Here is a 23223-nt window from a genome sequence, read left to right on the forward strand (position 1 = left end):
CGGGCCGTCGAGAGCGGGCGGGCTCTTGACTAGGTTGGGGGAATGCTCACATTCCCTCCTCTGGCGGTTCTCGGTGCGGGTTCGATGGGCGGGGCGATCCTGCGGGGCGTCGTCGCGTCCGGCAGCGCCGGTCCGATCGTGGCGACCAATCGCTCCGCCGCCAGCGCGGCGTCGCTGGCGGACGTGCCGGGAGTGACGAGCGTCGCGCTCGAGGAGGAGCCGTCGGGCAACACGAGCGCGGTCGCGACGTCCGACATCGTTCTGGTGGGGGTCAAGCCCGCGATGGTCCCGGACCTGCTGGCCGAGATCGCGCCCCATCTGCGCCCCGGCGCGGTGGTCGTGAGCCTCGCCGCCGGCGTCACGATCGAGACGTTCGAGCGGATCCTCGGGCCGGATGCGGCGGTGCTGCGCTCCATGCCGAACACCCCCGCGCTCGTGGGCAAGGGGCTCACGGGGCTCGCCGCGGGCACTCGTGCCGACGCGGAGCAGGTGGCGCTCGTCCGGGCGCTCTTCGAGACGGTCGGCACGGTCATCGAGGTGCCCGAGTCGCAGATCGACGAGCTCTCCACGATCTCGGGGTCCGGCCCCGCGTACGTGTTCCTCCTCATCGAGGAGCTCACCCGTGCGGCGGTGGCCAAGGGGTTCACGACCGAGCAGGCGCGGGCGATGGTGGAGCAGACCTTCGCCGGGGCCAGCGCCCTGCTCGGCGCGTCGGGCGAGGACCCGGCCGAGCTCCGCCGCCGGGTCACGAGCCCGAAGGGCACGACCGAGCGCGCGATCGCCGTGCTGCAGGATGCGGACCTGTCGGGGCTGTTCGCCCGGGCCACGGATGCGGCGCTCGCCCGCGCGAAGGAGCTCGCCGCGGGCGGCTGACCCGCCGGCGGCCGCCTGGTCAGCGGACGGCGGCCCCGAGCCGCAGGGCGCGCCGCTCGACGTCGGTCAGCAGGGGAAGCCCCTCGAGCGCGGGCACCCGCGCGCGGAAACGGCGCGCGAGCGACATCCCTATGGTGAGGGCCGTGAACCCGGCGATGAGCTTGTCCAGCAGCGAGGTCACGAGGTTCGCGCCGAAGACGGCCGCGCCGAGCGAGTCGCCGAGCGCCAGGATGTGCTCCGTCAGGGCGTTGCCCGCCGTGTGCGCGCTGAACCCGCCCATCCCGAGCACCGTGATGGGCGCGGCGACGAGCGTGCACGCGACAGCGACGAGCACGTTGAGGGTGAAGAACCGGGGGATCGAGCGCCCCAGCCCCCAGGCGTGCACGCCGTAGCCCCACAGCAGGGCTCCGGCGACGGCGACGGCGGTGAAGGGCACGCCGAGCATGCTCTGGTGGAGCAGGGCGCCCGCGGCCTGCGAGACGATCGCGACGAGCAACGCGCACCAGGGACCCACGAGGAAGGCCGCCACGGCCGTGCCGATCATGTCGAGGTACACCGGAAGGCCGAGCCACAGCACGACATGACCGCCTGCGACGTTGAGGGCGACGAGGAGGGCGAGCGCGAGCAGGACTCCTGCCGCCGACTGCCGCGTCCACAGGCCGCTCGTCGCCGCGCGCAGCGGTGCGGGCGCGGAGCGCCGGGAGGCGGGCGACGCCACGACGTGGGCCGCCACGCTCCGCGCCTGGTTCGCGAGGTTCGCGTCGGCGCAGCGGCGTCGCCACCGTGCCGCCTCTTCGTCGCTGCCGCCGAGGGCGAGGACGATGTCGGCGACGAGCTCGGCATCCCATCGCTTGCGGTCCGGACGGAACGCGTCGTACACGGTCGACCGGGCGACCGCCGCGGCGCGCTCGCTCGTGCCCCGCGCGGAACGCAGCCGTGAGACGCGTGCCGCGATCTCGGCGTAGGACGGGGCGCCGGAGTCGAGCCGCAGAGCCTGCAGGGCGGCCGGCACCCTCGTGCGATCGGCCGAGTCCGCCGTGCTCGCGTCCCTGCCCGTCACCGTCGTCCCCCCTCGGCCGCTCCGCTCCGGCCATGATCCCGCATCGGCGCGGTCGCGTTCAAATCGGATGAGCCGGGCTCCGGCATCCGTCAGCGGTCGAGCGAGGCGAACCGTTCGATGTCGCTGTTCGTGCCGGACACGATGATGAGGTCGTGGTTCGTGACGACGGTGTCGGCCTCGGCGTACCGGAAGGGCTTGCCCGGGCTCTTCACCCCGACCACCGTGATGTTGAACTTGGTGCGCACCCCGGACTCGTTCAGGCCGACGCCGCGGATGAAGCGCGGGGGGTACATCTTGGCGAGCACGAAGTCGTCGTCGAACCGGATGAAGTCGAGCATGCGCCCGGAGACGAGGTGCGCGACGCGCTCGCCGGCCTCGCGCTCGGGGTAGATCACGTGGTTCGCCCCCACCCGCGCGAGGATCTTGCCGTGCGACTGCGACACGGCCTTGGCCCAGATCTGCGGCACCTTCAGATCCACCAGGTTGGCGGTGATGAGCACGGACGCCTCGATCGAGGAGCCCACCGCGACGACCGCGACCTGGAAGTCCTGCGCGCCGATCTGCTTGAGCGCCTCGAGGTTCTTCGCGTCGGCCTGCACGGTGTGCGTCACGCGCTCGGACCACTTCTGCACGAGATCGAGGTTCTCGTCGATCGCGAGCACCTCGCGGTCGAGGCGGTCCAGCTCGCCCGCACAGGCGGCTCCGAAGCGGCCGAGGCCGATCACCAGCACCGGCGCATCTGTGCGGATCTGCTCAACCAACGATCGGCCTTTCCACCGGCAGCGAGTAGAGCTGCGAACGGTTCGACGCGGCGACGGCCGCAGCGAGTGTCACTGTACCAACGCGCCCCATGAACATGGTCGCGGCCAGCACGTAGATGGCGGGATCGGGGAGGTTCTGGGTGAGCCCGCTCGACAGGCCGACGGTCGCGAACCCCGACACGACCTCGAAGAGCACCTCGTCCACGGGCGCCTTCGTGATCTGCGCGACCGTGATGGTCGACACCGCCACGATCGTCGCGCCCCACGCGACCACCGACAGCGCCACGCGCTGCACGTCGCTCGGGATGCGACGTCCGAGCGCCTGCACCGAGGGGCGTCCCTTGGCCTCCGACCAGACGGCCAGGGCGAGCACGGCGAGCGTCGTGACCTTGATGCCGCCCGCGGTCGAGGCCGACCCGCCGCCGACGAACATGAGCATGGACCCGACCAGCAGCGACGAGCCGTGGAGGTCGGCGATGTCGATGACGGAGAAGCCGCCCGAGCGGGTCATCGCGGACAGGAACAGGGACTGGAAGGTCGTGTCCCACGCATCCATGCCGCCGAAGGTCGCGGGGTTGTCGTACTCGAGCGTCACGAACACGATCGCCCCTGCGAAGAAGAGGATCACGGTCGTGATGAGGGTGAGCTTGGTGTGCAGCGACCAGCGCCGCACGTGCCAGCGGTGGCGCCACAGCGTGAAGATCACGGGGAACCCGATCGAGCCGAGGAACACGCCGATCATGAGCACCGTCATGAACATGTAGTCCTGCGCGAAGGGGGCCAGCCCGTTCGCGTTGGGGGTGAAGCCCGTGTTCGTGAACGCCATCGCCGCGAAGTACGGCGCCTCCCACAGCGCGGTCAGCGGGTGGATCCCCGCGACCAGCAGCGAGGGGTACAGCAGGACCGCGAGCCCCGCCTCGATCACGATCGTCGACAGCGCGACCGTGCGCAGGAGCTGGCCGACCTCGCCCAGGCGCACCGTCTGCCCCTCGTTCACGGGCCCGCCGTGCACCCGCAGCGGGTTCGTGTCGCCCGCCGCGATGAGCTTGGCGCGCAGTCCCAGGCGTTTGGAGATCACCATGCCGAGGATCGAGGCGAGCGTCAGGACGCCGAGAGCGCCGACGTTGACGCCCACGTAGATGATCACCTGTCCGAACGGGGACCAGTGCGACCCCATGTTCACGGTCGACAGCCCCGTGACGCAGATCGTCGAGATCGCGGTGAACAGCGCGTCGGCGAAGGGCGTGGAGCGTCCGTCCGCGGCCGCGGCGGGAAGCGACAGCAGTGCCGTGAACAGGATGATGAGCGCCGAGAAGACGAGGATCGCGAACCGCGCGGGAGAGGAGGTGGTGAACGTGCGGGCGCCGTCGCGGGTCCGGTCCCAGGCCTGCGACGCCCGTCGCCGCCAGGTGGATGCCGCGGGCTCGGCCGTCATGCCGGATTCTCCTCCCCACGCCGCGCCGCCGTTCTGGGTGGCGACGTCATCGCACGGCTAACCTAAGCACATGGCGGACATCTTCGGGCGTGATCGCGGACGCCACCCGGCGCGACATCCTCCGGCTGCTGCTCGAGCGTTCCGGCGCGGGTGACGGGGGCACCAGCGTCTCGCACATCGTGCAGGATCTGGGCGTGAGCCAGCCCACCGTCTCGAAGCATCTCAAGGTGCTGCGGGAGGCGGAGCTCGTGTCCGTGCGCGAAGACGGCCAGCACCGCTTCTACCGGCTCTCGCCCACGCCGCTGGAGGAGATCGAGGACTGGCTCATGCCGTTCCAGGACGCGCAGGACGCCGCCGCGGGCATCGACCACGCGCTGCCGGAGCCCGCGAGCCGGGCGGCGGAGGCCGTCGGCCGGGCCGCCGCATCCGTCAACCACGCCGTCGCCTCCGCCTTCCGCCGCCGCCCCTCCCGCTGACCCCCGCACCCGCCCCCCGTCCCTGACCGCGAGACCAGTCCGGCGCGCCGAGACCGGCGGGTTTATCGCTGGTCTCGGCGGCGGGGACTGGTCTCGCGGGTAGTCACTCGGGTCGCGGAGCCGCTACGGTATCGAGAAGCGCATCGTGCGCGAGCGGCAAGGGGGAGAGACGGATGCCGGAAATGCCGGACGTGCAGTTCCTCACGGTCGCGGAGGTCGCCGCCATCATGCGCGTGTCGAAGATGACGGTGTACCGCCTGGTGCACGCGGGGGAGCTCCCCGCCGTGCGCTTCGGACGCAGCTACCGCGTTCCCGAGTCGGCCGTCTCCGAGCTCGTGCAACGTCCGGCCGCCGACGTCGGCTAGACTGATCCGAGGCATTTTTTCGTAGTGCCCGTTCCCGGGTGCAGCAGGTCTGCTCCCAGACCCCTGATATAGCGAGGTTTTCCGTGGGTTCTGTCATCAAGAAGCGCCGCAAGCGCATGGCGAAGAAGAAGCACCGCAAGCTGCTTCGCAAGACTCGCCACCAGCGCCGCAACAAGAAGTAAGCGGCAAACGACACCGAGCGCCCCCGACGTGCCCCGTCGATGGGGCGCTTCGTGTTCGCGCCGCGCCCGACGAAAGGCTCGACATGAAGTCCATCACCGTGCAGCAGCTGCGTGAGCGCACCGATGTGCCGCTCATCGACGTGCGCGAGGCCGACGAGTTCGCCGCGGGCCACGTGCCGGGAGCCGTCAACCTGCCGATGTCGACCATCGGCGACCACCTCGACGAGCTTCCCGACGGTGCGTTCGACGTGATCTGCCAGGCCGGCGGCCGTTCTGCTCGCGTCGCGCAGGCGCTCGAGTCCCGCGGTTACGACCCGACGAACGTCGAGGGCGGCACGGGCGAGTGGATCGCCGCGGGCTACCCGGTCGAGAAGTAGCGGATGGCGGGCGTCGGGCCGATCGAGGCCGCCGCCGCCCGCGAGGGGTTCGCGCTGGACCCCCACCAGCGCCGCGTCGCTGCGCGTCTCGAGGCGCTGGCGGTGCCGCCGGATGCCGTCGGTCCTCGCGGTGTCTACCTCTTCGGTCCCGCGGGCCGGGGCAAGTCCTGGCTCGCCGATGCATGGCTCGACGCCGTGCCCGCGCGCCGCAAGACACGGGTGCACGCGCACGGCATGTTCGATCGGCTGCACCGCGGCATCCACTCCCATCGCCCCGCGCCCGACGCGGTCGACCGGGCGCTCGACGATGTCATCGGCGACGTCGACGCGCTCCTGTTCGACGAGCTCCACGTGCACGATCCGGGTGACGCGGGCCTGCTGACCCGGCTGCTCGAACGGCTCTTCGCGCGCCGCACGACCGTCGTCGCGACCTCCAACTACGCCCCGGCGGAGCTGCTTCCGAGCCCCGTCTGGCACCACCTGTTCGAGCCCGGGATCCGCCTGATCCGCGAGAACCTCGAGCCGCTGCGCCTCGAGGGTGCCACCGACTACCGCGCGCTGCCGCACGGCAGGGCGTCGGGGTTCGCCGGCGGCGCATGGCGGTCGTCGCTCCCGCCGGGTGCGCCCGCCGGCGACGGCGCCGTCGTCACGGTGCGTGACCGGGAGTTCACGCTCACCGCGACCGCTCCCGGTGTGCTGCGCGCGAGCTTCGCCCAGCTGTGCGAGGCACCGCTGTCGGCGATCGAGTACCTCGCCTGGGCGCGACGCTATCCGCAGTGGATCGTGACGGACGTGCCGCGGCTCGCGGGCGTGCTCCCGGCCGCGCAGCAGCGGTTCATCACGCTCGTCGACGTGCTCTGCGACGCGGACGTCACCCTCACCCTCGTCTCCGAGCACGACCGTGACGCCGTCATCGCGGACGCCGAGGACTCCGCGCGCCCGGACGCCTTCCGGCTCGCCAGCCGGCTCCGGCTCCTGCGCGGGTGCGTCGATGCGGACATATTCCCCGTGGCGGATACGATGAGAGGGTGACGACACTCACCCTCATCGGCAAGGCGGACTGCCACCTCTGCGATGTCGCGCGCGGTGTCATCGATCAGGTGCTCGCCGAGCTGCCGGAAAAGGACGCCGACCGCATCGAGGTGGTCGAGGCATCCATCGAGACGGATCCCGCGCTCTACGAGCTGTGGTGGGAGAAGATCCCCGTGATCCTCATCGACGGCAAGCTGCACTCGCACTGGCGGGTCGCGCCGGAGCGCCTGCGCGAAGCGCTCAGCGCGCAGGAGGCGGAATGACCATCCGGCACGTCGTCGCGTGGCGGCTCGCGACCGAGGACCCGGACGAGCGCGCCGAGCAGGCCGCGCGCATCGCGCGTGAGCTCAACGCGCTGAAGGGCGTCGTGCCCGCGCTCATCGACATCACGGTCGGCCCGGACGTCGTCGGCGCCGGCAACTGGGATGTCGCGCTCGTCGCCGATGTCGCCGACGCCGAGGCGCTCGATGCCTATCAGCGTCACCCGGCCCACCAGGCGGTGGTCGGCTACGTCCGCTCGGTCGTCGCCGAGCGCGTCGCGGTCGACTTCGAGATCTGAGCCGTCAGGCCCGCAACCGGTCGCGCAGGGTGTCGAGCTCGGCGTCGGTGAGCCCGCCCGACGCGAGATAGGCGGCACTTCCGCCCCGCTCGTCGACCCAGCTGAGTGCCCTCTCGATCGCCGCCGGCGGCGTGAGCGCCACGAGCGCCTCGAGCCCGGGCGTGCGCGGTGCGCCCATCCGGGCGATCGTCGCGAACATGCCGTCGGCCCAGGCGCCGGCGAGGTTGTCCTGCGAGGACGCGTAGTCGGCCACGATCGCCCCGCGATCGGCGCCGACGGCATCGAGGACGAGAGCGGTCGCCACGCCGGTGCGATCCTTCCCCGCCGTGCAGTGCACGAGCACGGCGGTGGGCGTCGCGGGCGTGGCGGCGGCGACGAGCCGCGCCACCTCGGCGAACAGCGCGGCGCCGTGGCCCAGCATCCCGAGGTACAGCTCGCTCAGCGTCGGCAACCGCCTCATGGCCTCGGCGATCGCCTGGCGCGCGGTCTCGGGGTCGCCCTCCTGGAGCCCCGCCTGCATGGCCTGCTGGGCGAGGCCGCCGACCGCCCCTTCGAGCACGGAGAGCTCGACGCGGCGGAAGGCGCGGCTCGTGGGCAGCCGGTCCGGGGCCATCTGGCGTTCGGAAGGGGTGCGCAGGTCGACGATCACGCCGATGTCGGTCGACGCCAGCTGTTCGAGCCCGCGCGGGGTGAGGTCCGACAGCGCGTCCGAGCGGTAGAGCACGCCGGGTCGCGTCGCCCCGCCGCCGACCAGCGGCATCCCACCGGTGTCGCGGAAGTTGTGCAGTCCCTCGATCACGCCGGCGTCCGCCTCAGGGGGCGAGCCGGGTCGGTCCACGGAAGAGGAACGTCACCTCGCGGATGGAGTCCTGCTCGAGCATGAGCATCAGAACGCGCGCGAGCCCCATGCCGAAGCCGCCGTGGGGCGGCACGCCGTAGCGGAAGAAGTCGAGGTAGTGCGCGAGGCCCTCGAGGGACAGGCCCTTCTCGAGCGCCTGCGCCTCGAGCACGTCGATGCGGTGCTCGCGCTGCGCGCCCGTCGTGATCTCGGTGCCGCGGAACAGCAGGTCGTAGCTCTTGGTGAGCCCGGTCTGCTCGTCGCGCATGTGGTAGAAGGGCCGGATCTCGGCGTGGTAGTCCGTGATGAAGACGAACTGGTGCCCGTAGGTCTCCGCGACGTGCGCCGAGATCTGGCGCTCGCCCTCGGGGTCGAGGTCGCCGTCGGTGCGGGGGATGTCGTAGCCGCGGGCCTTGACGATCTCCCGGGCCTCGGCCAGCGGGATGCGGGGGAAGGGGAGCGTCGGCACCACGACGTCGACGTCGAACAGCTCCTTGATCTCGTCGCCGTGCTTCTCCTTGACGGCCGCGAAGGCCGTGGCCAGGAGCTCCTCCTGCATCGCGGCGACATCCTCGTAGGAGTCGATCCACGAGATCTCGGTGTCGATGGAGGTGAACTCCGTCGCGTGACGGCTCGTGAAGCTCGGGTCCGCGCGGAACACGTCGCCGATCTCGAACACCTTGCCGAAGCCGGCTGCCTGCGCCATCTGCTTGAAGTGCTGCGGGCTCTGCGCGAGGTAGGCGGTCTGGTCGCCGAAGTACTCGAGCGCGAACAGCTCGGCGTTGCCCTCGGCGGGCGCCGACATGAGCTTCGGCGAGTGGATCTCGACGTAGTCCCGCTCGACCCAGTACGTGCGCATCGCGTGCTCGAGGGTCGTCTGGATGCGGAAGATGAGGTTGTTGCGACGCTGGCGCAGGTCGATGAAGCGCCAGTCCATGCGCTTGTCGAGCCCGCTGTCGGCAGCGATCGGCGTCTCCGGGTCGGCGGCCGCGGCGATCTCGAGCGCGGCGATCTTGATCTCGACGCCGCCGAGCTTGACCCGCTCGTCGTGCTTGAGGTCGCCGGTCACCGTCAGGAAGGTGCCGGTCGACAGGCCCGAGATCGTCTCGGTCAGCGCGAGGGCTCCGGCATCCTGCTCACTGCCGTCGTCGGCGGGGCGGGTCGCGGGGTTCACCAGCTGCACGGCGCCGGTCTCATCGCGGAGGATGACGAACTGCACCTTCTTCTGATCGCGCACCGTCTCGACCCAGCCGGAGACCGACACCGGCCCATCGGGAAGGGACTGAAGCTGCTTGACCAGGACGCGTTCGCTCACGAGAGATCAGTCTACGGGGGTGCTCGCCGGGCCTTACGATGAGCCGCGTGAGCGAACCGCGCCCCGATGGCGAACCCGGTGTCTACACCCTCCCCGAGGGGTCCTTCCGGATGAGCGAGGGAGCGGCGGCACCCGTGGGGCGCTCTGTCGCAGAAGAGGGGCGCACGGCGGCGCACGCCGCGCCCGAGGAACCGGGGCGACCGGTCTCCGACGCGGAGGCGGTGCCCCCGACATCCGATCCGCCCCGCCGCCGTCGCGTCTGGGACCTCGTGCTCACCCTCCTGCTCCTGCTCGTGGCGACGGGCGCAGCCGGACTGAGCTCCGTCCTGGCGCTGTACATCGTCCTGCTGTCGGACGGCTGCAGCACGGTCAACTGCGACTACGGGCAGCTGAACCTCGGACTGTGGATCGCGCTGTCGGGGCCGTGGGCCGTCTGGGCGGTGGCGGTCGTCGTCTCGATCGCGCTGCTGGTGCGACGCCGGCTCGCGTTCTGGATGCCGATCGTCGGGGTGGCCGCGATCGTCGGGGTCTGGTTCCTCGGCGCCTGGGTGGCCGCGTCGGGCGTGGGTTGACACGCCCCTCACAGTTTGGGAGCCCTCTTCGCCCGTACCGTGGGAGAGGGCGTCCGAACCGGGCGACCGATCACCGAGGACCCGAGGGGGACACCCGATGACCGAGACCGGCTCGTGGCTCAGCGCGCTCGCCGACTGGACCGTATCGCTCATGGAGGTCATCGGGCCGGCGGGCGCAGGCGCGGCGATCGCCCTCGAGAGCGTCTTCCCGCCCTTGCCGAGCGAGGCGATCCTGCCCATGGCGGGCCTCGCCGCCAGCCGCGGGAGCTTCACGCTCGTCGAGGCGCTCGCGTGGACGACCGCCGGCTCGATCGTCGGAGCCCTCCTGCTCTACGGTCTCGGCGCGTGGCTCGGAGCCGCGCGGCTGCGCCGCATCGCGGAACGGATGCCGCTCATGCAGGCCGAGGACGTCGACCGCACGATCGCCTGGTTCGAGCGGCACGGCGGCAAGGCGGTGTTCTTCGGCCGGATGCTGCCCATCTTCCGGAGCCTGATCTCGATCCCCGCGGGCGTCGCGCGGATGCCGTTGTGGCGCTTCGGGCTGCTGACCGCGGCGGGGAGCCTCCTGTGGAACGCCGTGTTCGTGTTCTCGGGGTACTTCCTGGGCGAGCAGTGGCACATCGTCGAGGAGTATGCCGGCATCCTGCAGATCGTCGTGATCCTCGCGGTCGTCGGCGCGTTCGTCTGGTTCGTCGCCGCGCGGCTGCGGCGCCTGGCTGCCGCGCGCCGCACCGCCGATTCCCGCGACTGACGGCGCTCCGCGGTCTCGTCGTGCCCGTCGAGCCAACACTCCTCTCACGAATCCGCCTGACCTCCGCGTCGTCGGGGTGTGGATGGGGCGAGGGGATCTCGACTCGGCGAGACGGGTGGAGAGGATGAGGTGCGAGGGGGCGTCCAGCGGACGCTCAGCCTCCTCATATCGGGTGTCCACGTAAACTCGTGGGGTGCCCGCCGATCGCCTCCATCTCGTGCGCCACGGGGAGGTCCACAACCCCTCGCGCGTGCTCTATGGACGGCTGCCGGAGTTCCGGCTCAGCGCCGACGGCCGCCGCATGGCACGCCAGGCCGCCGACTACGTGCACGGGCTCGCGCGTCCGATCGCCGCTCTCGTGTGCTCTCCGCTCCAGCGCACGCGTGAGTCGGCCGAGCCGTTCACGACGCTCTTCGGCGTCGACCCCGTCGTCGACGAGCGCGTCATCGAGCCCACCAACGTCTTCGAGGGCACCCGCATGAAGCGGGCCCTGCTCAATCCGCTCAACTGGCGCCACCTGCGCGACCCGGAGACCCCCAGCTGGGGGGAGCCGTACCGGCAGGTCGAGGAACGGATGCTGCAGGCCATGGCCGCGACCTGGGGCGCCGTCGACGCCGGCGACGTCGTGATCGTCAGCCACCAGCTGCCGATCTGGGTCACGCACCTCTCCATCGCGGGACAGCCCTTCCGCCACGACCCGCGCAAGCGCCGCTGCGCTCTCTCGAGCGTGACTAGCTTCGAGGGCGGGCCGGGCTCCTGGCGCGAGGTCGGCTACGCCGAGCCCGCGACCGTCGACGGCTCGATCGACGTGGGAGCCGTATGAGCGCCCTGACCCGCCGGATCACCGCCGCGCTCGCCGTCGCCGCCCTGACGGTGGGCCTCGCCGCATGCTCGAGCGACCCGCTCGCCGACCAGTACCGTGCGGGCTCCAACAAGGGGTTCATCGAGGGCTCGTTCCAGGTGCAGGAGACCGCCGCGGCCGACAGGGGAGCGCCGATCTCGTTCCAGGGCACGACCCAGGACGGCAAGCCCGTGTCGGGCTCCGACTACGCCGGGCAGGTGCTGGTCGTGAACTTCTGGTACGCCGCCTGCGGCCCCTGCCGCGCCGAGGCTCCCACGCTCGAGAAGGCCGTCTCCGACCTCGCCGGGAAGAACGCCTCGTTCCTCGGCGTCAACATCTACGACCAGCCCGAGACGGCGGCATCCTTCATGTCGACGTACGACATCACCTACCCCAGCATCATCGCCGTCAACGACGGGGCCGTGAACCTCGCCTTCGCGAGCGCCGTGCCCCTCACGGCCGTCCCGGTCACGCTCGTGCTCGACACGCAGGGGCGCGTCGCGGCCCGCATCATCGGACAGCTCACGGATGCGTCCATCCTCACGACGCTCGTGAACGACGCGATCGCCGGCGCGTCGTGACCGGAGTCGTCGCCGACGGCGCGCTGTGGCTCGCGGTGCCGATCGCGATCGCGGCCGGGCTCGTGTCCTTCCTCTCGCCGTGCGTGCTCCCGCTCGTGCCGGGATACCTCGGATTCGTGGGCGGCGCCGTCGCTCCCCGCAGCGGCGGGCAGGCCGGCCGCGGACGCCTCCTCGGCGGGGTGCTGCTGTTCATCGCCGGGTTCACGGTCGTGTTCATGGCCATGAACATCCTGGGCGGCACCTTCGGCGCGTTCTTCTTCACGTACCGCGACGTGATCACCCGCGTCATGGGCGTCGTGATCATCCTCCTCGGGCTCGTGTTCATCGGGCTCTTCGGGTTCGCCCAGCGCACCCTCAAGCCCACCGTCAAGGGAAACCTCGGTCTCGTGGGGGCGCCGCTGCTCGGACTCGCGATGGGGCTGGGCTGGGCGCCCTGCATCGGCCCGACCCTCGCCGTCATCCTCGGGCTGTCGTTCGACCAGGCCTCCGCCGGCCGCGGCGCGGTGCTGGGCCTGGCCTACTCGCTCGGCCTCGGCATCCCGTTCGTGCTCATCACGCTCGGCTTCGGCTGGGCGACCCGGTCGGTCGCCTTCGTGCGCCGCCACATCCGCGCCGTCAACATCGTCGGCGGTGCCCTGCTGATCGCCCTGGGCCTGGCGATGGTCACGGGACTGTGGGGGATGCTGATGTCGCAGCTCCAGGGGGTGATCGCCGGTGTCACGCCCGCCCTCTGAGGACGTCGAGACGCGCGAGTCGGACCCGCTGCGCCCGACCGACCACGTCGACGGCGACGCGCCCGACGACGGCATCACATCGCCGCGTCTGGGTGTCATCGGCTGGCTGCGCTGGGGCTGGCGTCAGCTCACGAGCATGCGCACCGCCCTGGTCCTGCTGCTCCTGCTCGCCATCGCCGCGGTCCCCGGCTCGATCTTCCCGCAGCGCTCGGCCGACCCCAACGGGGTCACGCAGTACTTCAGCGAGAACCCGAGCCTCGCGCCGGTCCTGGACCACCTGCAGCTGTTCGACGTCTACAGCTCGGCGTGGTTCTCGGCGATCTACATCCTGCTGTTCATCTCGCTGATCGGCTGCGTCATCCCCCGCACCCGGCACCACTGGAAGGCGCTGCGTTCGCGGCCGCCGCGCACTCCCGCGCGCCTCTCGCGTCTGGCCGACCACGCCTCGCGCGTCGTCATGCTGCAGGCGGGGACGGATGCCGCGGCCGCCGCCGAGCAGGCGGTCGCCGCCGCCGCCACGCTGCTGCGCAAGTCGGGGTACCGCGTCGAGCGGTACGACCGCCGCGACGCGCTGTCCGTCTCCGCCGAGCGCGGCTACCTGCGCGAGACCGGCAACCTCGTGTTCCACATCGCGCTCGTCGGCGTGCTCATCGCCGTCGGCGTCGGCGGCGCCTTCACCTACACCGGGCAGCGCGCGATCATCGAGGGCACCTCGTTCACGAACGCCCTCACGTACTACTCCTCGTTCAACCCCGGCCGCTTCGTCTCGGGCGACTCGCTCTCGCCCTACTCGCTCACGCTCGACAAGTTCGACATCTCCTACGTGCCCTCCGGCGAGGCCGGCGGCGGCCAGGCGGGCGACTTCGCCGCGCACGTGACGACGACCCTGCCCGGCGGCGAGACGTCGCAGGGCGTGGTGCGCGTCAACCACCCGATGCGCGTGGGCGGCGACAGCGTGTACCTCATGGGCAACGGCTACGCTCCCACCATCACGGTCCGCAACGCACAGGGCACCGTCGTCTTCCACGACTCCGTCGCCTTCCTGCCGCAGGACGCGAAGATGACCTCCCTCGGCGTCGTCAAGGTCACCGACGGGCTCCCCGAGCAGCTCGGCCTCGTCGGCTTCTTCTACCCCACGGCCCAGCCGCTGACGACCGGCGCCTACACCTCCGTCTATCCCGACCTGATCTACCCCCTGCTGTCGCTGAACGTCTACGCGGGCGATCTCGGGATCAACGACGGCACCGCCCGGTCGGTGTACACGCTCGACCCGACGGGGATGACGCAGCTCGCCGGGCCCGGGACCGACACCGCCGCGATCCAGCTCGTGCCGGGTCAGACCGCCGACCTCCCGAACGGCCTCGGCACCGTCACGTTCGACGACGAGTCGCCGACCGCGGGCGCCGTCGCCACATCCGACTACTCGCAGTCGGTCAAGCGCTACGTCTCGCTCTCGATCCATCACGACGTCGCGGCGCCCTGGGTGCTGACGTTCGCGGTGATCGCGGTCGCGGGCCTGCTCCTCGCGCTCTTCGTGCCCCGTCGTCGCATGTGGGTCAAGGTCGCGTGGCGCGACGACCGCCTGCGCGTCGAGTACGCGGGACTCGCCCGCGGCGAGGATCCGACCCTCGCGGCCGCGGTCGCGCAGCTCGCCGAACGACACGCCCGAACACTCCCGACCTAGACTGAGGCCCATGCTCGACTTCTCCTCGCTCGACTCCGTGTCGGTGCTGCTGCTGTGGACCGCGGTCGCGATCTACGCGCTCGCCTTCATCGCCTACACGATCGACCTCTCGCGCCGCGGCGCGCAGGCCGTCGAGGCGCAGGATGCGCGTGTCCGCGAGCGCGAGCTCGTGGGTGCGGGCGCCGCCGATCCGGTCGCACAGGTGCGAGCCGAGGAGCAGGTGGCCGCGGCGTCCCTCACCGCGCGGGGCGGGGCGCGGCCGAGGCCGCTCTGGGCGCGGATCGGCACCTCGCTGACCTGGCTCGGCTTCCTCTTCCACGTCGGCGCAGATGTCACCCGCGGCATCGCGGCGGGACGCGTGCCGTGGTCCAACATGTACGAGTTCGCGATGACGGGGACGATGCTGATCGTCGCGGTGTACCTCGTGGTGCTGTTCTGGTACGACCTGCGATTCCTCGGGGCGTTCATCACGGGGATGATCGTGCTGCTGCTCGGCGCCTCGACGCTGTACTTCCACGTCGAGGTCACCCCGCTGGCCGACCCGCTCAAGAGCGTGTGGCTCGTCATCCACGTGTTCGTCGCGTCGCTGGCGACCGCGTTGTTCGCGCTCGCGTTCGGGCTCTCGGTCGTGCAGCTGCTGCAGTCGCGTCGCGAGCGCAAGGTGCAGGCCGCGGCGGCGACCGACGTGGCGGCGCGGGGGACGGGGCCGCGATTCCTCCGCATCCTGCCCTCCGCCGAGACCCTCGAGTCGCTCGCCTACCGGTTCGCGATCATCGGCTTCATCTTCTGGACCTTCACGCTCATCGCCGGCTCGATCTGGGCCAACGACGCCTGGGGGCGGTACTGGGGCTTCGACACCAAAGAGGTGTGGACGTTCGTCATCTGGGTGCTGTATGCGGGGTACATCCACGCGCGTGCGACGCGCGGCTGGCGCGGCACGCGCTCGGCGTGGCTGTCGATCATCGGCTTCACGGCGGTCATGTTCAACTTCACGATCGTGAACATGTTCTTCAAGGGCCTGCACGTCTACAGCGGCCTGTCCTGATCCCGATCGGTCGCCCGGTCGGAGCCGTGCATCGTGCCGTGCCGTCGTGCGGGGATCGTGGGCGACACGCCGGCCCGAGACATCCCTGCCCGGTGTGTCGTGCAGAATCCCCGCAGTTGCGGATGCGGGGCCGCGCGGAGGACAGGGCAGGGCTCAGGATGCGGCGAGCACGGCGCGGGCGGAGGTGCGCCGCCGCCGCGCCACCACGATCACGGTGGTCACGAGCGCCAGCACGGTCCACACGGCCAGGCCCACGAGCGCGGCACCGGTCCCGCCCGCGGGGGTGAGCGCGCCGAGCATCGCCGTGTAGGCGGGCCAGGTCGGCGCGAGCGTCGCCACGCCCGCCAGCGCCCCCGGCACGGTCGAGACCACGCCCGTCGCGACCGCGAGCGCGCCGATGACCGCAGCGATCCAGCGGCCGGCTCCGCCCAGCAGCGCCACGAGCGCCTGGTTCACGGCCGCGAACGCGATGCCCGCCACGACGCACACGGCGGCGAACAGCGACCAGTCGGCCCAGTCGTAGGATGCGGCGACCTGCACGACGGCCGCCACCAGGACGCCCTGGACGGCGCCCGCGATCGCGCCGGGGGCGAAGCCGCGCAGGGCGAGCAGCGCCGAGGGCGCCCGGCTCGTGAGCGCCGCCCCGCTCACCGCGCGGAACACGACGTAGGAGGCGAGGCCGCCGAACCACAGCACGAGCATCGCGAGCAGCGGGATCGCCGACGCCCCGAAGAGGTTCGTCGTCTCGCCCTGTGCGGCCACCGGGTCCGAGACGACCGTCGCGAGACTCTTCGCCTGCGCATCGCTGTAACGGGGGATCTGGGCGACGGCCTGGTCGAGGCCGTCGGCGAGGGAGCTCGTGCCGGATGCCGCCTGCCGCGCCCCCGTCGCCAGCTGCGCGGCGCCGGAGGTGGCCTGCGAGGCGCCGTCCGCGAGCTGGGAGGCGCCGGCGGACAGCTGCGCCGCCCCCGTGGACAGGCCCGCGGCACCGTCCGCGAGCTGACCCACGCCGGCCGCGGCCTGCGTCGCGCCGCCCGCGAGCCCCTGCATGCCGGCGGCGATCTGGCGCTGCTGCGCGGCGAGCTCGGACAGCCCCGCCCCCAGCCGGGGGAGCTGGTTGAGGCCTTCGAGCCCCGTCGCGATGGTCCCCGCCTGATCGACGATCCCGGTCGCGGTGGACAGCGAGGCCTGCGCGTCCTGTGCCGCGCGCGTCAGTGCGGCGCACAGCTCGGGCGTCGTCGCCGGCTCGCAGTCCGCCGCGAGCGCCGAGAGCGAGTTCGCGGCATCCGTCAGCTGCCGGTTGATCTGCGCACTGTCGGCTGCGACGTCCTTCGCCGTGTCGATGACCTGCTGCGGAACCTGCGGCATGTCCTGCGGCACCTGGTCGGCGACCTGCTGCAGGGCGTCCGCGATGTCGCTCGACCCGCTCGCGAGCGTCTGCGCGCCGCCCGCCCACGCGGACAGGCCGCCCGCGGCCTGGGTCGCCCCGGTCGCCAGCCGGGATGCGCCGTCGGAGAGCTGCGACGCCCCGCCGGCCAGCTGCGAGGCGCCCGTCGAGAGGTCCCCGACGCCGCTCGCGAGCGCATCGGCCCCGGTGCCGAGCTGCGACGTGCCCGCGGCCAGCTCGTGCGCCCCCGAGGCCGCCTGCCCGAGCTTGTCGCCGAGCGTCGTGAAGCCGAGCAGCACGTTCTCCAGGTACACCTGTGACAGCTGCTGCCCCATGAGGGATGCCGCGGCCTGCGTGATCTGGGCGGTGATGGCGTCGTCGACGACCTTCGCGTCGGTGGCCGTCTGCACCTGGATCGTCGCCTGCTGCGGGGAGCTCCCCGCGGTCGAGGTCGCGGCGGCGGAGAAGTCCTCCGGGATCGTGACGACCGCGCTGTACGTGCCGTCGGCCAGTCCCGACGCCGCATCCGAGCTGTTCGAGATGACCCAGGTGAGATTGCTCGGCTGCGTGTCCGAGCCCTTCACGAGCCCGGCGGTCAGCTGGCGGCCGAGCGGGGCGAGCTGCCCGTTCACGGTGACCGGTGCGTCGTCGTTGACGATGGCGGCCGTCATGTTCTCGAGCCGGTCGGCCGGATTGTAGAGAGCCGTGACCAGCAGCGCCCCGATCACGACGGGAAGCAGCAGCACCCCGACGATCGTCAGCCACGTGACCGGCCGGCGTGTGCGGGAGCGTTCCACGGGAAGGGTCATGCGAGCACCTCGCTCGGGGTGTGGGCGGGAAGGGGAGACGGCAGCTCCAGCGTGCCGATCTCGGCGAAGCGGGCATCGGCCAGCAGGGACACGATCGGCTGGGCGCGGCGGCCCGTCGCGACGATCGTGAGCGACGCGTCGCCGTCCGTACGGCTTCGCAGCAGCGCGGCGTCGCGGAGGGCGACGACGGCCTGCTCGCGCAGATCGTCGTCGAGCAGGTCGAGACCGTCGACGACGACCGTGCGAACGCGGCCGCGCAGGGCGCGGCGCAGTCGTCCGATCGAGTCGGGGGTGCCGTCCAGCAGCGCGACGCCGACGTGCGAGCGGACCCACGCGGCGCGGCCGGGGAGCAGATGCCCCGCGACCCGCAGGCGGCCGCCGGCCGGGTCGATGCGCCCGGCCGCCATGAGCGCGAACACCCGCGCCGGCCGCCGCTCGCCCGTCACCACGAGGCTCGCGCCCGGATCCACGCGGAAGGTGACCGGGTCGAACGCGAGGCGGTCGGCATCCGGTCGCAGCCCCGTGGCGCGTACCGTGACCTCCTCGCCCACGAGGGCCGCCGGACGCTCCGGCCACGCCCTCAGCGCCAGCTCGCGCTCGACCGCCTCGCCCTCGATGTCGAAGTGGGGCAGCGTCCGTTCCAGCCAGGCAGGCATCCACCAGGCCTTGTCGCCGAGCAGGGTCATGACGGCCGGCACGAGGGTCATGCGCACGAGGAACGCGTCGATGAGGATGCCGCTCGCCAACCCGAGGGCGATGGGTTTGAGGCTCGAGTCGCCCTCCGGGACGAACGCCGCGAACACGGCGAACATGATGACGCCGGCCGCGGTCACGACGCGCGCGGACGCCGAGAAGCCGCTGCGGACGGCGGCGACCGCCGTCTCGCGTTCACCGCGGCCGCCGCGCGCGCGGCGCGTGTGCACGAAGTCCTCGCGCATCCGCGAGACGAGGAACACCTCGTAGTCCATCGCCAGCCCGAAGAGCACGCCCATGAGCACGATGGGCATGAAGCTGATGACCGGGCCCACCCGGGTGACGTGGAGCGCATCGGCGAACCAGCCCCACTCGAACACGGCGGCGACGACCCCGAACGACGCCAGGACCGAGAGCAGATAGCCGAGGGCCGCTTTGACGGGCACCCAGATCGAGCGGAACACGATCATGAGCAGCAGCAGCGAGAGTCCCACGACGAAGACGCCGAACGGCAGGAGCGCCTGGGACAGTCGGTCGGAGATGTCGATGGCGACGGCGGTGAACCCCGTGACCGTGAGGTCGACGCCGTACTGGGCCAGCAGCCGGTCGTGCTGGGCGCGCAGCTCGCGCACGAGGGCGGCGGTCGCGGGGTCGTCGGGCGCCGTCGTCGGCACGATCTGCACGATTCCGGTGTCGGCGGTCTCGTTGGGGGTCGCGAGGGCGACCTCCTTCACGCCGGGCAGGTTTGCGACGTCCGTGCCGATCTCGTCCATGAGGGCGACCGGGTCGGTGGAGGTCACGATCGTGCCGGTCATGATGAGCGGCCCGTTGGCTCCGGGCCCGAAGTGCTCGGCCGTGAGGTCGTAGGTGATGCGGGCCTGATCGTCCTTCGGCAGCTGCCCCGCGTTCGGGAGCGCCAGGGCCAGGCTTCCGGCGGGGATCGCGACGATCCCGAGCAGCGCCACGATCGACACGGTCGTCACGACCGGATGACGGGTCACGAGCATGACCCATCGGTGCGCGAAGCCGCGCCGAGGGGAGGATGCGGCATCCTTCTTCGCGCGCCGGCGCCAGCCGACGACCCTGCCCTTCACGAACCCGAGGAGGGCGGGTGTGAGGGTGACGGCCACCGCGACCGCGAGGGCCACCGCGACGGCCGCGGCGACGCCCATCGTGGTGAGGAACGGGATGCCCGCGAACGAGAGCCCGATGAGGGCGATGAGCACCGTGATGCCGGCGAAGACGACGGCCGAGCCGGCGGTCCCGGTCGCGCGGGCGACCGATTCCTGCGGGTCGACGCCGGATCTGACCTGGTCCTGGTGTCTCGCGATGATGAACAGCGCGTAGTCGATGCCGACGGCGAGCCCGAGCATGAGCGCGAGCAGCGGCGTCGTCGAGGAGACGTCGGTGAACGCGGTGGCGCAGAAGATGAGCGCCATCGAGAGGCCGACTCCGAGCACGGCCGTGGCGAGCGGGAGGCCCGCGACGACGAAGGAGCGGAACGTGACGATCAGCACGACGAGCGCGATGACGAGCCCGATCGCCTCGGTGATCGAGACCCCCGGGACCGAGATCGCGAACAGGTCGCCGCCCAGCGCCACCTGGGAGCCGGCGGGAAGCTCGGCCCGCAGGCCGTCCACGATCCCGCTCAGCGCGTCCACGGTGGCCTGCGGGACGCTGGTGGACTGTCCGTCGAACTGCAGGCGCACGATCGCCGCGTCGCCGTCGTCGGAGATCCCGCCCGTGACCTGCGCGCTGTAGGGGCTCGTGACGGCGAGCACTCCGTCGAGCGCCTCGATGCGGCTGATCGTGTCGGCGATCGGGGTCTCGTAGGCGCTGTCGGTGACCGCGCCGCCCGGTGCGGCGACGACGACGAACTGCGCGCTCGTGCCCGACACCTGCGGGAACGTGCGGTCCAGCTGCTGGAGGCCGGCCTGCGACTCGGTGCCGGGGATCGTGAAGGTGTTGTTCGTCCCCTGGCCGAAGACCGCCGCGCCGGCGCCCGCCAGGACGAGGACGATGAGCCAGGAGGCGAGCACGCGCCACGGGTGACGGAACGACCACTGGCCGAGCGAGTACAGGAGAGTGGACACCGGCGGCTCCGAGGGAGGGATGGCGCGGCGAGGCCGCACGACTCGATACACAACCGTATCGGATACGAGCGTGTATCGTATGGACACGTCGCCCGCCCTTCCTGGGTATCGGGTGGGAGGCGGACCAGGAGGAGCCGATGACGGAGACGGCGACGCGAAGCCGCGAGAACACGCGCGCACGGCTGGTAGAGGCGGCATCCCTCGTCTTCGCCGAGTCGGGTGTCGAAGGCGCGTCGGTCGAGGCGATCTGCGAGCGCGCGGGCTTCACGCGGGGTGCGTTCTACTCCAACTTCGGCTCGAAGGCCGAGCTCCTGTTCGCACTCGTCCAGCAGCTGGCCGAGGAGAAGGTCGCCCGCATCGGTGTCCGGGTGCGGGAGATGGATGTCGACGGTCCGGGGCGCCTCGGCCCGGCGGAGGTCGTCGCCCAGGTCCGGGAGATCGCGGCGGAGAACCGCGCCACGGTGGTGCTGATGAACGAGCTCCGCGTCCAGGCGATGCGCGATGCGGAGCTGGCGCGGGCCTACCTGGCGCTCGAGGACGCGATGAACGAGCGGATCGCGGAGATCATCACCGACATCGTCCGCATCCACGGGCTGCGGCTGCGGCTGCCCGCGCTCGAAGCGGCACGACTGCTCCAGATGAACTGGAACGCGACCGCGGCGCTGGCGGCCATCGCGAGGCTCGACGACGCGGACGCGCAGCGGCTTCTGACCGAGCGCACCGCGACGCTCGCCGCGGCGCTGGCGGAGGGCGACGCGGACGGCTGACGACGCCGGATCAGCGTCCGGACGCCGCCAGCGCCGCGTGGCAGCGTCCGAGCCGCTCGAGCCACCACGCCGTGCGGTCGGCGGGGGCGGCGAACGCATCGAGCAGATCGGTGTCGGGCGTGCTGCGGCGCACCGCGATCGCACCGTCGACGGCCCGCAGCGGGTCGTGCGCGACATCCTGTGCGAGCAGCGACGAGGTGCCCAGGCCGCAGTCGTAGTCGAGCTCGGGCAGCGCCGCCGCCAGTGCGAGCCCCATCCCGAGGCCGACCGAGGTGTCGAGGGCGCTCGAGACCACGGCGGGCAGTCCCGCGCGGGCCACGATGTCGAGCGCACGCCGCACACCGCCGAGCGGTGCCGCCTTCACGACGAGGATGTCGGCGGCTCCCGAGCGGGCGACGTGCAGCGGGTCCTCGGCCTTGCGCACGCTCTCGTCGGCCGCGATCGGGATGCCGAGGTGCGCGATCCGCTCGCGCAGCTCGGCGAGCTCGGCGACGCTCGCGCACGGCTGCTCCACGTACTCCAGGTCGAACTCGGCGAGCGCGTGCACCGCGCGGTCGGCCTCGTCGAGGTTCCAGCCGGCGTTCGCGTCGATCCGGATGCGTCCGGCCGGCCCCAGCTCACGGCGCACCGCGCGCACCCGCGCCACGTCGTCGGCGAGCTCCTGGCCGGACTGCGCGACCTTCACCTTGGCGGTTCGGCAGCCGTGGAAGCGTGCGATGACCCCGGGCACGGATGCCGCCGACACCGCGGGGACCGTGGCGTTCACCCGCACGTGCGTGCGCGCGGCGGCGGGCTGCGGCATCCAGCCGAAATCGATCGCGGCGGCCAGCCAGGCGGCGGCCTCGGCGTCGTCGTACTCGACGAAGGGGGAGAACTCGGTCCACCCCTCGGGGCCGTCCAGCAGGAGCGCCTCGCGCACGTCGATGCCGCGGAACCGGGTGTGCAGCGGGAGTGCGACCACGCGCGCCGTCTCGCGCAGCTCCTCGAGCGACGGGATCAGCGCCCTCATGCGCCCGTCCCCCCTCCTGCATGTCCTAGTTTGCACCGCTTGGGGCGGCCCTGAGCGGTCACAACTGGGACACCGACCGTTCGAAAGTGGGACATGGTCATGGAGCCATCCTGCCGCAGGGGCAGGGGCAGGGGATGGCGGGGCGGGGGCAGAGGACGGCGGGGCGGGAGGGCAATAGGCTGAAGCCATGCCTCTTCTGGACACACCGGTGCGCCTCGGCGTGCAGATCGAACCGCAGCAGGTCGCCTACGCCGACATCCGCGAGGCCGTCGTCCGGCTGGAGGAGATGGGCGTCGACATCCTCTTCAACTGGGATCACTTCTTCCCGCTCCACGGCGGCCCCGACGGTCCCCACTTCGAGTCCTGGACGATGCTCGCGGCCTGGGCCGAGCAGACCGAGCGCGTCGAGTTCGGCGCCCTCGTCAACTGCAACGGCTACCGCAACGCCGATCTGCAGGCCGACATGGCCCGCACGATCGACCACATCAGCGCGAAGGGCGGCGAGGGGCGCTTCATCTTCGGCACCGGCTCCGGATGGTTCGAGCGCGACTACCAGGAGTACGGCTACGAGTTCGGCACGGCCGGCTCGCGGCTCGACGAGCTCGCCGTGGGCCTCGGCCGCATCGAGTCCCGGTGGGAGCGCCTCAACCCGCCGCCGACGCGCCGCATCCCGATCCTCATCGGAGGCGCGGGGGAGAAGAAGACGCTTCGGATCGTCGCCGGTCACGCCGACATCTGGCACAGCTTCGTCGCGCCCGACGCGCTCGCGCACAAGCTCGACGTGATCGCCGGCTGGGCGGATGTCGACGGGCACGACGTGTCGCGCCTGATCGTGTCGAGCGAGCTCAAGGGCCGTGACACGGACACCGCCGACGCGCTCCACGACGCGGGGGCGCGGCTGTTCACGCTCGGCTTCGGCGGCCCCGAGTGGGACTTCGGCCTCGTGCAGCGCTGGCTCGACTGGCGCGACCGCAAGAACTGACG

Annotated in this window: 24 protein-coding genes and 1 pseudogene; 17 read left to right on the top strand and 8 right to left on the bottom strand. The window is 71.8% G+C overall.

Features of this window, described 5'->3' with window-relative positions; translation table 11 throughout:
• Positions 1-42: 42 nt before the first annotated feature.
• On the top strand, positions 43-873 hold the full coding sequence (gene proC, locus QE381_RS13795; protein WP_307219041.1) for a pyrroline-5-carboxylate reductase: 831 nt from the start codon (positions 43-45) through the stop codon (positions 871-873).
• Between the two features lie 19 nt (positions 874-892).
• Here the strand turns inward: proC and QE381_RS13800 are convergent, their stop codons facing one another.
• The 3 genes from QE381_RS13800 to QE381_RS13810 all read right to left on the bottom strand — a co-directional run bounded on the left by QE381_RS13800 (position 893) and on the right by QE381_RS13810 (position 4129).
• Entirely contained in the window at positions 893-1933 is a 1041-nt protein-coding gene (locus tag QE381_RS13800) for a hypothetical protein (protein ID WP_307219043.1), read from the bottom strand.
• An 89-nt stretch (positions 1934-2022) separates the two neighbouring features.
• On the bottom strand, positions 2023-2694 hold the full coding sequence (locus tag QE381_RS13805; RefSeq protein WP_307219044.1) for a TrkA family potassium uptake protein: 672 nt from the start codon (positions 2692-2694) through the stop codon (positions 2023-2025).
• Complete coding sequence (locus QE381_RS13810; RefSeq protein ID WP_307219046.1) at positions 2687-4129, bottom strand: TrkH family potassium uptake protein; 1443 nt, start codon at positions 4127-4129, stop codon at positions 2687-2689. The genes QE381_RS13805 and QE381_RS13810 overlap by 8 nt, the downstream gene beginning before the upstream one ends.
• 70 nt (positions 4130-4199) lie before the next feature.
• On the opposite strand from QE381_RS13810, the pseudogene QE381_RS13815 reads away from it, so the two are divergent.
• From QE381_RS13815 to QE381_RS13845, 7 genes and pseudogenes are all read left to right on the top strand, one after another.
• A pseudogene (locus QE381_RS13815) lies at positions 4200-4605 on the top strand (ArsR/SmtB family transcription factor).
• A 173-nt stretch (positions 4606-4778) separates the two neighbouring features.
• Positions 4779-4970 (top strand): helix-turn-helix domain-containing protein, encoded by a 192-nt coding sequence (locus QE381_RS13820; RefSeq protein ID WP_307219048.1) that lies wholly within the window; start codon positions 4779-4781, stop codon positions 4968-4970.
• 83 nt (positions 4971-5053) lie between these two features.
• The gene (locus tag QE381_RS13825) at positions 5054-5152 is read left to right on the top strand and encodes a 30S ribosomal protein bS22 (RefSeq protein WP_003792170.1); all 99 of its coding nucleotides are present in this window, start codon (positions 5054-5056) and stop codon (positions 5150-5152) included.
• A gap of 83 nt (positions 5153-5235) precedes the next feature.
• Entirely contained in the window at positions 5236-5529 is a 294-nt protein-coding gene (locus QE381_RS13830) for a rhodanese-like domain-containing protein (RefSeq protein WP_307219050.1), read from the top strand.
• A 3-nt stretch (positions 5530-5532) separates the two neighbouring features.
• Positions 5533-6561 (top strand): cell division protein ZapE, encoded by a 1029-nt coding sequence (zapE, locus tag QE381_RS13835; RefSeq protein ID WP_307219052.1) that lies wholly within the window; start codon positions 5533-5535, stop codon positions 6559-6561.
• Positions 6558-6824, top strand: a complete 267-nt coding sequence (locus QE381_RS13840; RefSeq protein WP_307219054.1) for a glutaredoxin family protein — start codon at positions 6558-6560, stop codon at positions 6822-6824. The genes zapE and QE381_RS13840 overlap by 4 nt, the downstream gene beginning before the upstream one ends.
• Entirely contained in the window at positions 6821-7120 is a 300-nt protein-coding gene (locus tag QE381_RS13845) for a Dabb family protein (RefSeq protein WP_307219056.1), read from the top strand. Before QE381_RS13840 ends, QE381_RS13845 begins: the two co-directional genes overlap by 4 nt.
• 4 nt (positions 7121-7124) lie before the next feature.
• On the opposite strand, the gene QE381_RS13850 is transcribed toward QE381_RS13845, so the two are convergent.
• Both QE381_RS13850 and aspS read right to left on the bottom strand, forming a co-directional pair.
• Positions 7125-7958 (bottom strand): tyrosine-protein phosphatase, encoded by an 834-nt coding sequence (locus QE381_RS13850; protein WP_307219058.1) that lies wholly within the window; start codon positions 7956-7958, stop codon positions 7125-7127.
• Positions 7933-9273 carry an aspartate--tRNA(Asn) ligase gene (gene aspS, locus QE381_RS13855; RefSeq protein ID WP_307219060.1) on the bottom strand — a complete coding sequence of 447 codons (1341 nt, stop codon included), beginning with the start codon at positions 9271-9273 and terminating at the stop codon, positions 7933-7935. The genes QE381_RS13850 and aspS overlap by 26 nt, the downstream gene beginning before the upstream one ends.
• A 47-nt stretch (positions 9274-9320) precedes the next feature.
• Between aspS and QE381_RS13860 the strand changes: the two genes are divergently transcribed.
• From QE381_RS13860 to ccsB, 7 genes are all read left to right on the top strand, one after another.
• Positions 9321-9845 (top strand): DUF6264 family protein, encoded by a 525-nt coding sequence (locus QE381_RS13860; RefSeq protein WP_307219062.1) that lies wholly within the window; start codon positions 9321-9323, stop codon positions 9843-9845.
• Positions 9846-9942: 97 nt separating this feature from the next.
• Positions 9943-10596 carry a DedA family protein gene (locus QE381_RS13865; protein ID WP_307219064.1) on the top strand — a complete coding sequence of 218 codons (654 nt, stop codon included), beginning with the start codon at positions 9943-9945 and terminating at the stop codon, positions 10594-10596.
• Between the two features lie 193 nt (positions 10597-10789).
• On the top strand, positions 10790-11419 hold the full coding sequence (locus QE381_RS13870; RefSeq protein ID WP_307219066.1) for a histidine phosphatase family protein: 630 nt from the start codon (positions 10790-10792) through the stop codon (positions 11417-11419).
• A complete protein-coding gene (locus tag QE381_RS13875; protein ID WP_307219067.1) occupies positions 11416-12018 on the top strand; it encodes a TlpA disulfide reductase family protein in 603 nt (200 codons plus the stop codon). Before QE381_RS13870 ends, QE381_RS13875 begins: the two co-directional genes overlap by 4 nt.
• Positions 12015-12752, top strand: a complete 738-nt coding sequence (locus QE381_RS13880; RefSeq protein WP_307219069.1) for a cytochrome c biogenesis CcdA family protein — start codon at positions 12015-12017, stop codon at positions 12750-12752. Before QE381_RS13875 ends, QE381_RS13880 begins: the two co-directional genes overlap by 4 nt.
• Positions 12733-14436 carry a cytochrome c biogenesis protein ResB gene (locus QE381_RS13885; protein WP_307219071.1) on the top strand — a complete coding sequence of 568 codons (1704 nt, stop codon included), beginning with the start codon at positions 12733-12735 and terminating at the stop codon, positions 14434-14436. The genes QE381_RS13880 and QE381_RS13885 overlap by 20 nt, the downstream gene beginning before the upstream one ends.
• Before the next feature lie 10 nt (positions 14437-14446).
• Positions 14447-15481, top strand: coding sequence for a c-type cytochrome biogenesis protein CcsB (gene ccsB, locus QE381_RS13890; protein ID WP_307219073.1), 1035 nt, complete (start codon positions 14447-14449; stop codon positions 15479-15481).
• Positions 15482-15634: 153 nt separating this feature from the next.
• Here ccsB and QE381_RS13895 read toward each other — a convergent pair whose 3' ends face one another.
• Positions 15635-17677 carry a YhgE/Pip family protein gene (locus tag QE381_RS13895; RefSeq protein ID WP_307219075.1) on the bottom strand — a complete coding sequence of 681 codons (2043 nt, stop codon included), beginning with the start codon at positions 17675-17677 and terminating at the stop codon, positions 15635-15637.
• The gene (locus QE381_RS13900; protein WP_307219076.1) at positions 17674-20463 is read right to left on the bottom strand and encodes an efflux RND transporter permease subunit; all 2790 of its coding nucleotides are present in this window, start codon (positions 20461-20463) and stop codon (positions 17674-17676) included. Before QE381_RS13900 ends, QE381_RS13895 begins: the two co-directional genes overlap by 4 nt.
• Before the next feature lie 137 nt (positions 20464-20600).
• On the opposite strand from QE381_RS13900, the gene QE381_RS13905 reads away from it, so the two are divergent.
• The gene (locus QE381_RS13905) at positions 20601-21230 is read left to right on the top strand and encodes a TetR/AcrR family transcriptional regulator (RefSeq protein ID WP_307219077.1); all 630 of its coding nucleotides are present in this window, start codon (positions 20601-20603) and stop codon (positions 21228-21230) included.
• 10 nt (positions 21231-21240) lie between these two features.
• Here QE381_RS13905 and QE381_RS13910 read toward each other — a convergent pair whose 3' ends face one another.
• Positions 21241-22239, bottom strand: coding sequence for an o-succinylbenzoate synthase (locus QE381_RS13910; RefSeq protein ID WP_307219079.1), 999 nt, complete (start codon positions 22237-22239; stop codon positions 21241-21243).
• Between the two features lie 187 nt (positions 22240-22426).
• On the opposite strand from QE381_RS13910, the gene QE381_RS13915 reads away from it, so the two are divergent.
• Complete coding sequence (locus QE381_RS13915; RefSeq protein ID WP_307219081.1) at positions 22427-23221, top strand: LLM class F420-dependent oxidoreductase; 795 nt, start codon at positions 22427-22429, stop codon at positions 23219-23221.
• Positions 23222-23223: the final 2 nt, after the last annotated feature.

Source organism: Microbacterium sp. SORGH_AS_0888, assembly GCF_030818905.1.
Lineage (GTDB): Bacteria > Actinomycetota > Actinomycetes > Actinomycetales > Microbacteriaceae > Microbacterium.

Coding starts and splice junctions, on each gene's coding strand:
- proC (WP_307219041.1), top strand. CDS start 43: ATGCTCACATTCCCTCCTCTGGCGGTTCTCGGTGCGGGTTCGATGGGC.
- QE381_RS13810 (WP_307219046.1), bottom strand. CDS start 4,129: ATGACGGCCGAGCCCGCGGCATCCACCTGGCGGCGACGGGCGTCGCAG.
- QE381_RS13820 (WP_307219048.1), top strand. CDS start 4,779: ATGCCGGAAATGCCGGACGTGCAGTTCCTCACGGTCGCGGAGGTCGCC.
- QE381_RS13830 (WP_307219050.1), top strand. CDS start 5,236: ATGAAGTCCATCACCGTGCAGCAGCTGCGTGAGCGCACCGATGTGCCG.
- zapE (WP_307219052.1), top strand. CDS start 5,533: ATGGCGGGCGTCGGGCCGATCGAGGCCGCCGCCGCCCGCGAGGGGTTC.
- QE381_RS13845 (WP_307219056.1), top strand. CDS start 6,821: ATGACCATCCGGCACGTCGTCGCGTGGCGGCTCGCGACCGAGGACCCG.
- QE381_RS13865 (WP_307219064.1), top strand. CDS start 9,943: ATGACCGAGACCGGCTCGTGGCTCAGCGCGCTCGCCGACTGGACCGTA.
- QE381_RS13875 (WP_307219067.1), top strand. CDS start 11,416: ATGAGCGCCCTGACCCGCCGGATCACCGCCGCGCTCGCCGTCGCCGCC.
- ccsB (WP_307219073.1), top strand. CDS start 14,447: ATGCTCGACTTCTCCTCGCTCGACTCCGTGTCGGTGCTGCTGCTGTGG.
- QE381_RS13895 (WP_307219075.1), bottom strand. CDS start 17,677: ATGACCCTTCCCGTGGAACGCTCCCGCACACGCCGGCCGGTCACGTGG.
- QE381_RS13905 (WP_307219077.1), top strand. CDS start 20,601: ATGACGGAGACGGCGACGCGAAGCCGCGAGAACACGCGCGCACGGCTG.
- QE381_RS13910 (WP_307219079.1), bottom strand. CDS start 22,239: ATGAGGGCGCTGATCCCGTCGCTCGAGGAGCTGCGCGAGACGGCGCGC.
- QE381_RS13915 (WP_307219081.1), top strand. CDS start 22,427: ATGCCTCTTCTGGACACACCGGTGCGCCTCGGCGTGCAGATCGAACCG.